The following is a 13,641-nucleotide window of genomic DNA, read 5'->3' as shown; positions in this document are numbered from 1 at the left end:
ATCTATTTGATCAGCCGCAGCAACTCCTTGAATTCCGGCCGGTCGTACCGGCCCAGCCATTCGAAGACGACCATCTCCGTCGTCACGATGTCGACCCCGTGATGGCGAAGGCGGTCCAGTGCCGCCTGCTTGTCGGCCGGATGCCGGGAGCCGACGGCATCCGCGACGACGGCTACCCGCAATCCCAACGCCCGAAGACCCAGTGCCGTCTGCAACACGCAGACATGGGCCTCCGTCCCGGTCAGCACCACCGATCCGCCCGATGCCGCCCAGGCCAGGAAATCCGCTTCTTCCGCTGCGGAGAAATGGACCTTCCCGAACCGCAGCGGCAGATGCGCGCCCAATACCGCCGTCGTGGGGCCGATGCCGGCCGGATTCTGCTCGGTGGCGGCGATGGGGATGCCAAGGCGATGGGCCGCCCGCAACAGGATTTCACACCGGGTGACGACCGCGCTGCCCTGGTCGATGGCGGCCAGCAGCCGGTCCTGCATGTCGATGACGACCAGCCGGCTGTCATCCGACAGCAGCAAGCGGGGCAGGGGATTCTGCGTCATCACGGTTCCTCCGGTCCATGCAGGATGCGCGCATCGTCCATGCCCGCCCGATCGCGACTCTGTGCGGCGGATCACTTCGCCGCAAGCGCGAAGACGTGATTGTCGGCATCAATATTCGCAATTTCACGATGATGAAAGGGAGGCGGCAATGGGCCGCTTGATTTCGATCCTGGCGCTGGCATCCTTGCTGGCCGCCTGTGGCGGGGCACCGGTATCGCCGCCGCTGCAGATCGCCGACGAACATCCGCATTTCGCCAATTGTGCCCACTATGTCCAGGTCTCCATGCCGGGCGATGGGGCCAACGCCGTCCGCGGCGCCGCCCTGGAACGGTGCCTTGTCCGTAACAGCCAGACGGGTGCGCAGGTCGCGACCCGTCTGTAATGCTGGACGAATGGTGTTCGCGCACTACATTGTCAGGCTGGATCGACGCGCAGCAGGGTGCATCATGGACGACAAGGCAGGGATCGTGGGCCGCAGGGCTGTTCTGGCGCTGGCCGGTGGCCTCGCAATGATGGGGGTGATGGGCCTGCCCGGCCCGGCCCAGGCGGAAAACGCCCATGATTTCAGCTTTACCGCCATTGAAGGCGGCCCGCTGAAGCTGGATGGGTATCGTGGCAAGGCGGTGCTGGTGGTGAATACCGCGTCGATGTGCGGCTACACCCCGCAATACAAGGGCCTGCAGGAATTGTGGGACAAGTACCGTGACAGGGGTCTGGTCGTTCTGGGCGTGCCGTCCAATGACTTCGGCGGGCAGGAGCCGGGATCCGACAAGGAGATCAAGGAGTTCTGCGAGGTCAATTTCGCCATCGACTTTCCCATGACGACGAAGGAGCCCGTAAAGGGCGGTGCCGCGCACCCCTTCTATAAATGGGTGACCGCCCAGAAGGGTGAGCCGAAATGGAATTTCCATAAATATCTGATCGGTCCGGATGGCAGCCTTGTGGAAGCGTTTTCGTCCAAGGTGACGCCGGATTCTACCGAACTGGCGACGGCGATCGAACAGGTACTGCCCAAGGGCTGAACGGACCAGAGCGGCGCCCCTTGGCCCTTGCCTGTTCAGGACAGCTCCCCGTCCCTTGTATTTACATGACCGGCTGGAGTAGGGTCGGCGAGCGCGTCCACATAGGTGGATGCGCCTGTCATCCCCTTGATTTATCAGTGTGCGATGAGCTACGGGCTTTATGATCATCAGCGGCGGTACCGCCGGCGCTTCTGGGTGCGGCTTGGCAAGGCCGGTCTTTGGCTGGGCGTGCTGGGCGTCGTTGCCGGCTTTTCCTATCTGGTCGGTGTCGAACAGCTCAAATCCCGCGAGGGGTCGATGCAGGAGGAACTGGCCGCCGCCATCGCCGCGCGGGAAAAGGCGGAGCGACGTGCCCAGCAGGTCCAGCAGATTGCCCAAAGTCATGAGATCAGGGCCAACGAACTGGAAATCCGCCTGCAGCGCGAAATTCCCAGCGGTGACCTGGCCAAGCTGAACGAATTGATGGCCCGCAAGCTGGCGGAAGGCGTCAATCCCGACCGCATGGCCTTCGTTATTGAACAGACCAGCAATCCCCAATCCTGCGGCCAGTCGGAGACGAAGCGGTTCGTCCTGCCGACGCCCATCTATCGTGGGGCCAACACGTCGGTTGCCTTTGCGGACGGTGCCATCACCGTGACGGGGGAAGGCGTGCCGGCCCGCAATATGGGCGGCAATCCGGAGGCGTGGTACGATCCGGCCAAGCCCGTGAATATCCAGTTCACAGATGCAGCCGGCAAGGCCACGCAGGCCAGCGGGGTGTTGCCCCTGGAACATTCCCTGATCACCGCCGACAAGGAAATACGCCTGACTGTCGCTGTCGGCGCCCGTTCCTTCGTGGAAGTCACCGGACAGGTCTGCCGTTTCCCCTGAAAATCCGGACGGCGGCAGTCGCCGCCAGAGCAGTTTCAAGTCCAAAGGAAAACCGCTCTAACCATAGGTCTCTGCAAACGAAAAAGGGTGGAACCACGTGGTTCCACCCTTTTTCGTTCATTCAATTCTGGTCAAAATCCTTCAACTGAAGGCCTTGAAGGTGATGATGGTGAAGGTGTCCTTCACGCCGGACAATGTCTGTATCTGTCCCGTCACGAAATGGCCGATATCCTCACCATCTTCCAGAAAGCACTTCATCATCAGGTCATACTGGCCGGAGGTGGAATGCACCTCCGACACTTCGGGGATGCTTTGCACCGCCAGATCAGCGACGTCATAGGCCCGACCCAAATCGCACTTCACCAGGATGAAGATCGTCTGCATCGCTCACGACCCCGCGGTATCGACTTCACCGGCAATAGGAATGTGCGCTTGCTCCGACGGAAGGCGGGCCGGCGTGGCGGCCTTATGGTCGTCTGTGCCCGCTTCCGATTCAACGGCCGATGCCGCCCGCGGCGGACGGGCCTGACGCAGGATGAAGGCGGGAACATCGTCACCGAAGCCGACCACGGGCGGGCCGCGATCATCGTCCAGATCATCGCGGCGGGGACGGCGATCACGCCGATCGTCACGCCGGTCATCGCGCTCGCGCCGATGTTCGTCCCGGCGGAACTCGCCCCGCGCCTCTCCGCGGGCCTCAAACCGGCCACGGTCGGGGCGCTCACGCTTCTGTTCCCGCGACTCGGGCGCGGCAGCGGCTTCCACTGTCTCCACGGGCTCGGCCGTAGCTTCGCGCACCGGCCGGTCACGGCGGTTGCGGGGTTCCGGACGGCGCCTGTCGTCTTTCTTCTCGGGACGCCCACCCCGGCGGCGGCGGCCATCATCGTCGAATGACAGCTCAGCCTTCTCGATCCCTTCCACCTCGAACCGGGGAATTTCCTTGCCGATCAGCTTTTCGATGGCCTGCACCAGCTTGCCGTCTTCCGGCGTGGCGATGGTGAAGGCGCGGCCGGACTTGCCGGCGCGCCCGGTCCGGCCGATCCGGTGGACATAATCCTCCGCATGGTGCGGCGTGTCGAAATTGAACACGTGGCTGACATTGGAAATATCGATGCCGCGCGCCGCCACATCGGAACAGACCAGCAGATCGATGGTGCCGGCCTTGAAGGCCTCCAGCGTTTCGGTGCGCTTGGACTGCACCATGTCGCCGTGCAGCGCGCCGGCATTGAAGCCGTGCTTGACCAGCGAGCCATGGACGACGGCCACATCCTTCTTGCGGTTACAGAAGATGAAGGCGTTCTTCACGTCGTCGGTCGACAGAAGATGGCGCAATGCGCCGCGCTTGTCCTCGTCATGGACGACCAGCAGATGCTGGGCCACGGTGGTGGCCGTGCTGGCGGGTGCGCTGACCGTCACCTCTTCCGGAGAGGTCAGGAACTTGTCGGCCAGACGCTTGATCTCCGGCGGCATGGTGGCGCTGAAGAACAGGGTCTGGCGCTTGCGCGGCAACAGGCTGACGATCCGCTCGATATCGGGGATGAACCCCATATCGAGCATGCGGTCGGCCTCATCGATCACCAGAACCTTGATGTCAGTCAGCAGGATGTTGCCGCGGTCGAACAGATCCATCATGCGGCCCGGCGTGGCGATCAGGACGTCCACACCGCGTTCCAGCTTCTTGATCTGGTCCCCAAAGCTCTCGCCGCCGATCAGCAGCGCCATCGAGAGCTTGTGGTATTTCCCGTACAGCTCGAAATTTTCCGCCACCTGTGCGGCCAGTTCGCGCGTCGGCTCCAGGATCAGTGACCGGGGCATGCGTGCCTTGGCACGGCCCCGCCCCAGGATTTCGATCATGGGCAGGGTGAAGGAGGCGGTCTTTCCCGTGCCGGTCTGGGCGCAGCCCAGCACGTCGCGGCCCTGCAGCACCCAGGGGATGGCTTTCTCCTGGATCGGCGTCGGCGTGGTGTAACCGACTTCTTCAACGGCGCGCAGGACTTCGGACCCGAGCCCAAGTTCCGAGAACAGCATTAGACCTTCGTCAGGCTTGAGTGACGTCGAAGCACAACACCGTGACGTCGGCGGCGGTTTACAGCGACCGTTGACAACCTTGCGTCCCCGGCATTGGCCTTGAGGGGGGCACTTCGATTACGGTCGCGCTCTCGATAACAATTTCGGCCTTTGAGAGCAAGGATTTCGGGCGATGATGCACCCCACGCCGGACGCAAGGCAGCCCCTCCTCCTGCTGCCGGGGCTGTTATGCGACCATGCGTTGTGGGCGCACCAGACAGAGCAGCTTGCTGATATCGCCCATTGCCATGTCCCGGACCTGACAATGGCGGACTCGGTGGGCGGGCTGGCAGCGGCCGTGCTGGCGCAGGCACCGGCGCGTTTCGCGCTGGCCGGCCTGTCGATGGGCGGCTATGTCGCGATGGAGATCATGCGCCAGGCACCCGAGCGGGTGGCGCGCCTGTGCCTGGTGGATACGAGCGCGCGTGCCGATACCGATGAACAGCGCCAGCGGCGCCAGGCGCTTCTGACGCTGGCCCGGATGGGCAGGTTTCGCGGGATGTCACCCCGCCTGCTGGCCACGCAGGTCCATCCCGACCATGTTGAGGTGCCGGAGATCGGCGGGGTGGTCCTGGCCATGACGGCCCGTGTGGGCCGGGACGCCTTCTGTCGTCAGCAGTCTGCCATCCTGTCGCGACCCGACAGCCGGCCGGATCTTCCTGCCATCCGGGTGCCTACGCTGGTCATTGTCGGTGCCGAGGATGCCCAGACGCCGCCGGACCGTTCACATGAGATCGCGGGGATGATCCGTGGCGCGGCGCTGCATGTGATCCCGCGATGCGGGCATCTGGCCCCGTTGGAGCAACCGGAGACGGTGACGGGACTGATGAGAGACTGGCTGTCGCTGCCGGCGGCACCATAGCGGTTGCATGCCGGTCCACCGGCCGGTAAGTTTACAGCCGTTCCGGGATTTGGAGATTCCCCATGAGTTTCGCCGCCATCGGTCTGTTCATCGCCGCCAGCGTCCTTTCGGCCCTGTGCATCGCCGCCATCAAGGCACCCGAAGGCCATGACGCTCATCACGGGCATCATGGTGGCCACGGCCACCATTAAGCAGGCGGGTGACCGGGCGGGAACAGGTAACGGCAGACAGCCGGTTCCCGGCATTCCCCATCATCCCCTTGAATTAGAAAGCCGCCCGGACCGGCCGAGGGCGGCTTTTCCTGTTGGCGAGTTGCTATTTGGGAACGGTGTGGCGACAAAACGACACATATGTTCCCGGTAGTGGTTGAAGCTGGAACGGGCCAATCCCTATATTCACCGTCAACTATAAGCATGAATGACGGCGGGCGGTTCCTTGATCCTGACATCGATCATCGCAATCATCCTGGCGGCGGCTGTGGCGCCGACCTTGAACCGGATTTTTCCGGCCATATCCCATTGGTTTCTGGCCATGGTCCCGCTGGGGGCCTTTTGCTGGTTCCTGACGCAGGTCCCCGGCATCGCCGCCGGGCAACCGGTGATGGAATACACACCCTGGGCACCATCGCTGGGGGTGGGCCTTTCCTTCCGGCTGGACGGGTTGTCGCTGCTTTTTGCCCTGCTGATCAGCGGCATCGGCACCTTCATCATCCTCTATACGGGTGGTTATCTGCGTGGCCATCCGCGGGAAGGCCGGTTCTACCTGTTCATGATGGGCTTCATGGCGGCGATGCTGGGGCTTGTCACGGCCGATGACATTGTCAGCCTGTTCGTGTTCTGGGAATTGACCAGTGTCACCAGCTTCCTGCTGATCGGTTTCAACCATGAGGATGCAAGGTCCCGTCGGTCCGCGATCCAGGCGCTGCTTGTCACGGGCGGGGGCGGCATGGCGCTGCTGGCCGGGCTGGTGCTGATGGGGCAGGCGACGGGGGAATGGACCCTGTCGGGCATCGCCGCATCGGGAACCGATCTGCGCACCCACGCGCTTTATCCCGCCATGCTCGTGCTGTTGCTGTTGGCCAGCTTCACGAAATCGGCCCAGGTGCCGTTCCATTTCTGGCTGCCCAACGCCATGGACGCGCCGACACCGGTCAGCGCCTATCTGCATTCCGCCACCATGGTGAAGGCTGGCGTCTATCTGCTGGCCCGGCTGAACCCCGAAATGGGTGGCACGGAAGCCTGGTACTGGTCACTGACCATCGCGGGCGGCATCACGGCGCTGTGGGGCGGGGGCATGGCCCTGCGCTCCACCGACCTGAAGAAAATTCTGGCCTACACGACGCTGATGGCGTTGGGGGTGCTGGTGCTGCTGATCGGCACGGGCACGGACGGGGCCGTCGGCGCTTTCGCCGCTTTCCTGCTGGCCCACAGCCTTTACAAGGGGGCCTTGTTCATGGGTGCCGGCGCCGTCGACCACGGTACCGGCACGCGCGAGGTGGGGGAGTTGGGTGGCCTGCGGCACAAGATGCCCGTCACGGGGCTGTTCATCGCGCTGGCCGTGCTGTCCATGGCCGGCCTGCCGCCCTTTTTCGGCTTCATTGGCAAGGAACTCATCTACGAGGGTGTGCTGGAGCGGGGTAACTGGCTGGTGCTGGCGGTGCTGGTGCTGGCCAATGCCACCATGCTGGGGGCCGCCGGCCTCGTTTTCCTGAAGCCTTTCACGGGCGCTCCCACGAAGGCGACCGGCCATGCGCATGAAGGGGGGCCGGAGCTCTGGCTGGGTCCGGCTTTCCTGGCGTCCCTCTCGCTGCTGTTCGGTCTTTGGGGCGGGCTGCCGCAGGGGCTGGTGGCAGCGGCCGCGTCGGCGGTGCGTGGTGATGCAATTCCGCTGGGGCTTTCCCTGTGGCACGGGCTGACCCCGGCATTGGGCCTGTCGGCTGTGACCATCGCCATCGGTGTCGGGCTGTTCCACAAGCTGCCGCAGGTCAAGGCGGCGCTGGAGCGCCTGCAGGCCAGGACACATATCGATCACGACAGGGCCTGGGACCGCATCCTGTCGGCGATCGATCGTCTGGCCACGTGGCAGACAGGGATCCTGCAGGCTGGTCTGCTCAACCGGTATCTCGTGATGGCGTTCACGGGCATTCTGGTACTGTTGGGCGCCACGCTGATCTTCCGTGATGCGTTGGCATGGCCGGGATTGTCCGTCGCCGGCAGTGACGCGGTGGGGATCGCGCTGGCCGTCAGCATGCTGATCGGTTCCATCGGTGCCGTCCGGGCCGTGTCGCGTATGGAGGCCATCCTGTCGCTGTCGGTGACGGGCGTCTCCATCGCGCTGTTCTTCCTGGTGTCCGGCGCGCCGGATGTGGGGATCACGCAGTTGATGGTGGAAACGCTGACGGCCATCATCCTGGTCCTGGTGCTGGCGCGCCTGCCATTGCTACCAAAGGGCCGTGACAGGCCCCCCCCGGCGCGCCTGCTGCATGGTGGCATCGCCATCGGCATTGGGGGCGTGACCAGCGCCATCCTGCTGGCCGTGTTGGACCAGCCGCTGGCGCTCGATCTCAGCCGCTTCTTCGGTGACGTGTCCTATGTGGAGGCCCATGGCCGCAATGTGGTGAATGTCATCCTGGTCGATTTCCGCGGCTTCGATACGCTGGGCGAGATCACGGTGGTCGCCACGGCGGGGCTGGGCGTGCTGGCCCTGCTGAAGGCGCGTGTGTCCGGGCGCAAGGACAAGGATGAACAGCCATGATGGACAGTCTTATCCTGCGCACGGGTGTGCGCCTGCTGATGCCGTTGATGATGCTGTTCAGCATCTTCATCCTGTGGCGCGGCCATAATGAACCCGGTGGCGGCTTCGTCGGCGGTCTGATCTGTGCCGTGGCCTTTTCGCTGCACGCGCTTGCATTCGGCGTCGCTTCGATGAAGGAAGCGCTGCGGATCGCCCCCCGCACCATTCTGGGCGTCGGGCTGCTGCTGGGTGTGCTGTCCGGCATGCTGGCGGCCTTTGCGGAAGAGAATTACATGACGGCTCTCTGGCTGGGTGCCCTGGGCACGCCGGTGCTGTTCGATATCGGCGTCTATCTGGTTGTGTTGGGCGGCATCCTGGCCATGGTCCAGACCCTGATGGAAGAAGGGGGGCCCGCCTGATGGAAGTGATCATGGCCCTGGTTGTGGGCGGCATGGTTGCCTGTGCCGTCTATCTTTTTCTGTCACGGCAATATCTGCGCATGATGTTCGGCGTCATATTGCTGTCGAACGCCGTCAACATCTCCATCCTGACCGTCGGGCGCATCACCCAGGGCATGCCCCCGCTTATCGGCCAGGGGGAAGAGGTGATGGCCACGGTCGTTTCCAACCCCTTGCCCCAGGCATTGATCCTGACGGCGATCGTGATCGGCTTCGGCCTTCTGTCCTTTGCCCTGGCGCTGGGCTGGCGCGCCTATCAGGAAATGGACACGCTGGACACGAACGATATGCGTGCGGCGGAACCGGGTGACAGATCATGAATGGCTGGCTGACCGTTTCCCCCATTCTGACACCTTTGGTCACCGCGGCGCTCTGCATGGTCTTCTGGCGGTGGCCGGTGGTGCAGCGCGTGCTTTCGCTGGCCGGTGCGCTGGTCTTGACCATCCTGTCGGGCCTGCTGATGTCCGTCGTCATGGATGATGGTATCCAGGTCGTGCAGATGGCATCCTGGGCGGCCCCGTTCGGAATCACGCTGGTGGCCGACCCGCTGGCCGCCCTGCTGGTCTGGATTTCGTCCGTCATGGCCCTTTGTGTGGCCATCTACAGCCTGGGCGATATCGATCCGGTGCGCGAACAGGGCGGGTTCCATGCCATCTTCCAGGTGCTGATGGTCGGTGTCTGCGGCGCCTTCATCACAGGCGACGTCTTCAATCTCTATGTCTGGTTCGAAGTCATGCTGATCAGCAGCTTCGTGCTGCTGTCGCTGGGCGGCACGAGGGAGCAGATCGACGGTGCCGTCAAATATGTCGGCATCAACCTGGTGGCCACGACGTGCCTGCTGCTGGCTGTGGCGCTGCTTTACGGCGTCACGGGCACCCTGAACATGGCCGACCTGGCGGTGCGCCTGCCGCAGGTGGCCAATCAGGGGCTGGTCAGCACCATCGCCGTGCTGTTCATCATCGCGTTTGGCATGAAGGCGGCGCTGTTTCCCTTTTTCGCCTGGCTGCCCGCCGCCTATCACACCCCTGCGGTGACCGTGCAGGCCATTTTCGCGGGGCTTCTGACCAAGGTCGGCGTCTATGCGCTGATCCGCATGTTCACGTTGATCTTCACGGGCGACCAGCCCTGGACCCATGGCATCCTGCTCTGGCTGGCGGGGCTGACCATGATCACGGGTGTGCTGGCGTCGCTGGCCGTGCGGAACCTTCAGCGTGCCTGGTCCTGGCAGGTGGTGGCCCATATCGGTAGCATGGTCATGGGGCTGGCCATCGCCACCCCGCTGGCCCTGGCCGCGGCCAGCTTCTATCTGGTGCATGACATCGTGGTGAAGACCAACCTGTTCCTGGGGGCGGGCGTCGTGCGGCGGCTGGCCGGGGGAAGCGCCGACTATGACAGGCTGGGTGGCCTGTTCAAGGCGGCGCCGTGGTTCTGCATCCTGCTGTTCATTCCGATGGCCTCGCTGGCCGGCTTTCCGCCGCTGTCGGGTTTCTGGGGCAAGCTGATGCTGGTCCAGGCCGGTCTGGGGGCCGGGAACTATGTGATCGTCGGGGCCCTGCTGCTGACCGGTCTGCTCACCTTCTGGCTGGTGGGCCGGGTGTGGGTGGAGATGATATGGAAGCGGGCGCCGGAGGAGGGGACGACCAGCCTGGAGGAGATGCCCGCGGCCCGGTCCTATCCGCTGGTCTTCCCGCTGCTGCTGCTGTCCATCATCACGGTCGCCATCGGCCTGCGGCCGGAACCGCTGGCCAACGCGGTCACCCGTGTCGCCGAAAGCCTCAGCGATCCGGCCACCTATGTGGATGCCGTGCTGGGGCCTGCTGCCAGCCAGCCTACGCTGATCGGTGGCCTTCACGCTGAAGAAGATGCGGGCGGGGAGGGCATGGAATGAGCCTGCTGGTCGTCAATATCCTGCTGGCGCTTGCCTGGATGGGCATCATGGCTGATTTCAGCCTGGAAAGCTTCATCTCGGGCATCGTGCTGTCGCATTTCATCCTGTGGATCGCCAGGCCGCTCTATCCGGATCAGAGCTACTTCCAGCGGCTCTGGGGCGGGCTCGGCTTCACCCTGTGGCTGGCAAAGGAGATCGTCTGGTCGGCCCTGAAGGTGGCTGCCGGCATCGTGGGCATCGGGGAGAAGGTACAACCCGCCGTGGTCGCCATTCCGCTGGATGTCGAGACAGACTGGGAGATCGAGTTGTTCGCCTGCGCCGTCACACTGACGCCGGGCACCCTGTCGCTGGACGTCGCGCCGGACCGGCGGACGCTTTACATCCACGCCATGTTCGGTTCCGACCCGGACGCGGTGCGCCGTGAAATCAAGTCGAACATGGAACGGCGGATTCTGGAGGTGCTGCGATGACCTTCTTCTTCTATATCTGCCTTGAGGTCTCGCTGGTGATCCTCATCCTGTCGATGGTCATGACCATGTATCGCGTGCTGCGCGGGCCGCGGGCAGGGGACCGGATCGTTGCGGCCGACCTGTTCACGGTGCTGGCCGTGGCGTTCATCGCGCTGTTCGCCATCCATATCGATCAGGTGGTCTTCCTCGATGCCGCGATTGCGCTGGCGCTGGTGGCCTTCTTTGCCACGGTCGCCTATGCACGGTTCCTGGAACACAAGGCGGCAGTCTACAATCAGAAGATGGCGGAAACACCGGAAAAGCAAGCCGCGGAGGACAAAGATGACGTTCCTTGATATCTGGCAGGGATTTCTCGGCCTGCTGATTCTGGCCGGCGCCATTTTCAGCCTGATCGCCGCCATCGGGGTCATCCGGCTGCCCGACGCACTGACCCGAATGCATGCCAGCAGCAAGGCCGGCACGCTGGGATGCGGCATGATCCTGGTGGCCGTGGCGCTGTTCTTTCCCGGTATCGACGTGGTGGCGCGCGCGGGGGCGGCCATTCTTTTCCTGCTGCTGACCACCCCCGTGGCCGCCCATATGATCGGCCGCGCGCTTTATGCCAGCAGCGAGAAATTGTGGAGTGGGATGGTTGTTGATGAATTGCGCGGCACGCCCGATGATCCGGCCAATCGGCTGGGCGGGAATTGATACGGATTTGCCAGGGACACAGCGGGTTCGCGGGCCATTGACCGCCGGTTTGCCGGCATGTCCGGAAATGTGGGACGAGCGTTCAAAATCCACTTGACTTCCATTCTGCGAAAAATCGGCACACTTTCCGTAACGTCACCCGGAATAATCGCTTGAGGTTGCGATTTCCCACCCGATATAGGTCAATGAAAGCGCCGGGGCAGCGGGCGCTCAACGACACGGGACCGGGAGGACGGATATGGCCGATGCCGCAGTGAAGCCGCAAGGACAGCGCGAGCCCTTTATCTGGGAGAAGAGCTATCCGCCAGATGTTTCCTGGGATATCGACCTGCCCGCCCAATCATTGCCCGCCATGCTGGACAATGCCGTTGCGCGGTTTGCCAGCCGGCCCTGCATCGACTTCCTGGACAAGAAATACACCTATGCGGAGGTCGGCGCCCTGGTCGACCGGTTCGCTGCGGGGTTGCAGAAGCTGGGATTGAAGAAGGGGCAGAAGGTGGGATTGTTCCTGCCCAATACGCCTTACTCGGTCATCTGCTATTTCGGCATCCTGAAGGCCGGTGGCACCGTCGTGAATTACAACCCGCTCTATGCCGAGCGGGAAATCGTCCATATGATCAATGACAGCGAGACGGACTGGATCGTCAGTCTCGATCTGAAGGTGACCTATGACAAGCTGGCCAGGATGTTCGGCCAGACGCGGTTGCAGAAGATCATCGTCGTGCCGATGGCCGGCGTCCTGCCCTTTCCCAAGAACTGGCTGTTTCCGCTGGCCAAGCGCAAGGAAATCGCCACCATCCCGTCGGACGACAAACATGTGTGGTTCAAGGACCTGATCGCCAATGACGGCCGGCCGGCGCCGGTGGCGATCGATGCCGTGAACGATGTCGCCGTGCTGCAATATACCGGCGGCACCACCGGGGCGCCGAAGGGCGCGATGCTGACCCATTTCAACATCACAGCCAACACCCGCCAGGCCGTGACCTGGTTCCATGAGGCGGTCGACGGAGAGGAACGGATGCTGGGCGTGCTGCCCTTCTTCCATGTCTTCGCCATGACCTGCGTGATGAATCTCAGCCTGATGAAGGGCGGGGAGATGATCCTGCTGCCCCGGTTCGAACTGGACCAGGTCATGCAGGTCATCGACAAGAAGAAGCCGACCCAGTTCCCGGCCGTGCCGACCATCTATACGGCCATCAACAATCACAAGGATGTGGCGAAGTACGACCTGTCCTCCATCAAGCTTTGCAACTCCGGCGGCGCGCCGCTGCCCGTGGAGGTCAAGGCACAGTTCGAGGAACTGTCCGGCTGCAAGCTGGTCGAGGGCTATGGCCTGTCGGAAAGCTCCCCCATCGCCACGATCAATCCGCCGCATGCCAATCGGGCCGGCTCGATCGGTCTGCCGGTGCCCGGCACGCAGATCCGGATCATCAGCCTGGAGGACCGCAAGACGGAACTGCCGCACGGTGAGCGGGGCGAAATCTGCATCATTGGCCCGCAGGTCATGAAAGGTTACTGGAACAAGGCGGAGGCCACGGCGGAGACGCTGGACGGCGGCATGCTGCACACGGGCGATGTCGGCTATTTCGATGATGACGGCTATATCTTCATCGTCGACCGGATCAAGGACATGATCCTGGCCGGTGGCTACAATGTCTATCCCCGCAATGTGGAAGAAGCGATCTACCAGCATCCCGGCGTCGCGGAATGCATCGTGCTGGGCGTGCCGGACCCCTATCGCGGCCAGACGGTCAAGGCCTATATCAAGAAGCGCGAAGGACAGGACCTGACCAAGGAGGACATCAAGGCCTTCCTGGAGGACAAGCTGTCCACCATCGAGCAGCCCAAGCTTTACGAATTCCGCGATGAACTGCCGAAGACCATGATCGGCAAATTGTCGCGCAAGGCCCTGCTGGACGAGTTGGAAGCCAATAGCAAAAAGACAGGCTGAGCGCAGGCAGCGGCGAGAGCAATTCATCACCGCATCATTGGCGCGTTGAGCGCCCGCAAGCCTCGGCGCGCGTAGC

At 63.3% G+C, this 13,641-nt stretch carries 17 protein-coding genes; 14 read left to right on the top strand and 3 right to left on the bottom strand.

Annotated features, from left to right (window positions below):
- Window positions 1-2: 2 nt before the first annotated feature.
- The gene (locus ACM9LZ_RS02805) at window positions 3-554 is read right to left on the bottom strand and encodes an isochorismatase family protein (protein ID WP_416617820.1); all 552 of its coding nucleotides are present in this window, start codon (window positions 552-554) and stop codon (window positions 3-5) included.
- 17 nt (window positions 555-571) lie between these two features.
- On the opposite strand from ACM9LZ_RS02805, the gene ACM9LZ_RS02800 reads away from it, so the two are divergent.
- The 4 genes from ACM9LZ_RS02800 to ACM9LZ_RS02785 all read left to right on the top strand — a co-directional run bounded on the left by ACM9LZ_RS02800 (window position 572) and on the right by ACM9LZ_RS02785 (window position 2,446).
- Complete coding sequence (locus ACM9LZ_RS02800; RefSeq protein ID WP_416617819.1) at window positions 572-715, top strand: hypothetical protein; 144 nt, start codon at window positions 572-574, stop codon at window positions 713-715.
- Complete coding sequence (locus ACM9LZ_RS02795) at window positions 703-936, top strand: hypothetical protein (RefSeq protein WP_416617818.1); 234 nt, start codon at window positions 703-705, stop codon at window positions 934-936. Before ACM9LZ_RS02800 ends, ACM9LZ_RS02795 begins: the two co-directional genes overlap by 13 nt.
- A 64-nt stretch (window positions 937-1,000) precedes the next feature.
- Window positions 1,001-1,576, top strand: a complete 576-nt coding sequence (locus ACM9LZ_RS02790; RefSeq protein ID WP_416617817.1) for a glutathione peroxidase — start codon at window positions 1,001-1,003, stop codon at window positions 1,574-1,576.
- A gap of 144 nt (window positions 1,577-1,720) precedes the next feature.
- Complete coding sequence (locus ACM9LZ_RS02785) at window positions 1,721-2,446, top strand: hypothetical protein (protein ID WP_416617816.1); 726 nt, start codon at window positions 1,721-1,723, stop codon at window positions 2,444-2,446.
- Window positions 2,447-2,587: 141 nt separating this feature from the next.
- Here ACM9LZ_RS02785 and ACM9LZ_RS02780 read toward each other — a convergent pair whose 3' ends face one another.
- Together ACM9LZ_RS02780 and ACM9LZ_RS02775 are read right to left on the bottom strand one after the other, a co-directional pair.
- A complete protein-coding gene (locus ACM9LZ_RS02780) occupies window positions 2,588-2,830 on the bottom strand; it encodes an Lrp/AsnC ligand binding domain-containing protein (protein ID WP_416617815.1) in 243 nt (80 codons plus the stop codon).
- Between the two features lie 3 nt (window positions 2,831-2,833).
- Complete coding sequence (locus ACM9LZ_RS02775) at window positions 2,834-4,474, bottom strand: DEAD/DEAH box helicase (protein ID WP_416617814.1); 1,641 nt, start codon at window positions 4,472-4,474, stop codon at window positions 2,834-2,836.
- A gap of 172 nt (window positions 4,475-4,646) precedes the next feature.
- Between ACM9LZ_RS02775 and ACM9LZ_RS02770 the strand changes: the two genes are divergently transcribed.
- The 10 genes from ACM9LZ_RS02770 (at window position 4,647) to ACM9LZ_RS02725 (ending at window position 13,565) form a co-directional block, all read left to right on the top strand.
- The gene (locus tag ACM9LZ_RS02770; RefSeq protein WP_416617813.1) at window positions 4,647-5,375 is read left to right on the top strand and encodes an alpha/beta fold hydrolase; all 729 of its coding nucleotides are present in this window, start codon (window positions 4,647-4,649) and stop codon (window positions 5,373-5,375) included.
- A gap of 62 nt (window positions 5,376-5,437) precedes the next feature.
- Window positions 5,438-5,566 (top strand): hypothetical protein, encoded by a 129-nt coding sequence (locus ACM9LZ_RS02765; protein ID WP_416617812.1) that lies wholly within the window; start codon window positions 5,438-5,440, stop codon window positions 5,564-5,566.
- A gap of 244 nt (window positions 5,567-5,810) precedes the next feature.
- Window positions 5,811-8,129, top strand: a complete 2,319-nt coding sequence (locus ACM9LZ_RS02760) for a putative monovalent cation/H+ antiporter subunit A (protein ID WP_416617811.1) — start codon at window positions 5,811-5,813, stop codon at window positions 8,127-8,129.
- Window positions 8,126-8,527 (top strand): Na+/H+ antiporter subunit B, encoded by a 402-nt coding sequence (locus ACM9LZ_RS02755; RefSeq protein WP_416617810.1) that lies wholly within the window; start codon window positions 8,126-8,128, stop codon window positions 8,525-8,527. The genes ACM9LZ_RS02760 and ACM9LZ_RS02755 overlap by 4 nt, the downstream gene beginning before the upstream one ends.
- 11 nt (window positions 8,528-8,538) lie before the next feature.
- On the top strand, window positions 8,539-8,886 hold the full coding sequence (locus ACM9LZ_RS02750) for a Na+/H+ antiporter subunit C (RefSeq protein ID WP_416617809.1): 348 nt from the start codon (window positions 8,539-8,541) through the stop codon (window positions 8,884-8,886).
- Complete coding sequence (locus ACM9LZ_RS02745) at window positions 8,883-10,454, top strand: Na+/H+ antiporter subunit D (RefSeq protein ID WP_416617808.1); 1,572 nt, start codon at window positions 8,883-8,885, stop codon at window positions 10,452-10,454. Before ACM9LZ_RS02750 ends, ACM9LZ_RS02745 begins: the two co-directional genes overlap by 4 nt.
- Entirely contained in the window at window positions 10,451-10,924 is a 474-nt protein-coding gene (locus ACM9LZ_RS02740) for a Na+/H+ antiporter subunit E (RefSeq protein ID WP_416617807.1), read from the top strand. Before ACM9LZ_RS02745 ends, ACM9LZ_RS02740 begins: the two co-directional genes overlap by 4 nt.
- The gene (locus ACM9LZ_RS02735) at window positions 10,921-11,259 is read left to right on the top strand and encodes an MrpF/PhaF family protein (RefSeq protein ID WP_416617806.1); all 339 of its coding nucleotides are present in this window, start codon (window positions 10,921-10,923) and stop codon (window positions 11,257-11,259) included. The genes ACM9LZ_RS02740 and ACM9LZ_RS02735 overlap by 4 nt, the downstream gene beginning before the upstream one ends.
- Entirely contained in the window at window positions 11,246-11,614 is a 369-nt protein-coding gene (gene mnhG / locus ACM9LZ_RS02730; RefSeq protein ID WP_416617805.1) for a monovalent cation/H(+) antiporter subunit G, read from the top strand. Before ACM9LZ_RS02735 ends, mnhG begins: the two co-directional genes overlap by 14 nt.
- A gap of 238 nt (window positions 11,615-11,852) precedes the next feature.
- A complete protein-coding gene (locus ACM9LZ_RS02725) occupies window positions 11,853-13,565 on the top strand; it encodes a long-chain-fatty-acid--CoA ligase (protein WP_416617804.1) in 1,713 nt (570 codons plus the stop codon).
- The last annotated feature ends 76 nt before the right edge of the window (window positions 13,566-13,641 follow it).

This window comes from Niveispirillum fermenti, from assembly GCF_048066175.1.
Taxonomy (GTDB): Bacteria; Pseudomonadota; Alphaproteobacteria; order Azospirillales; family Azospirillaceae; genus Niveispirillum; species Niveispirillum fermenti.
This window is presented reverse-complemented; position numbering and strand designations above follow the sequence as displayed.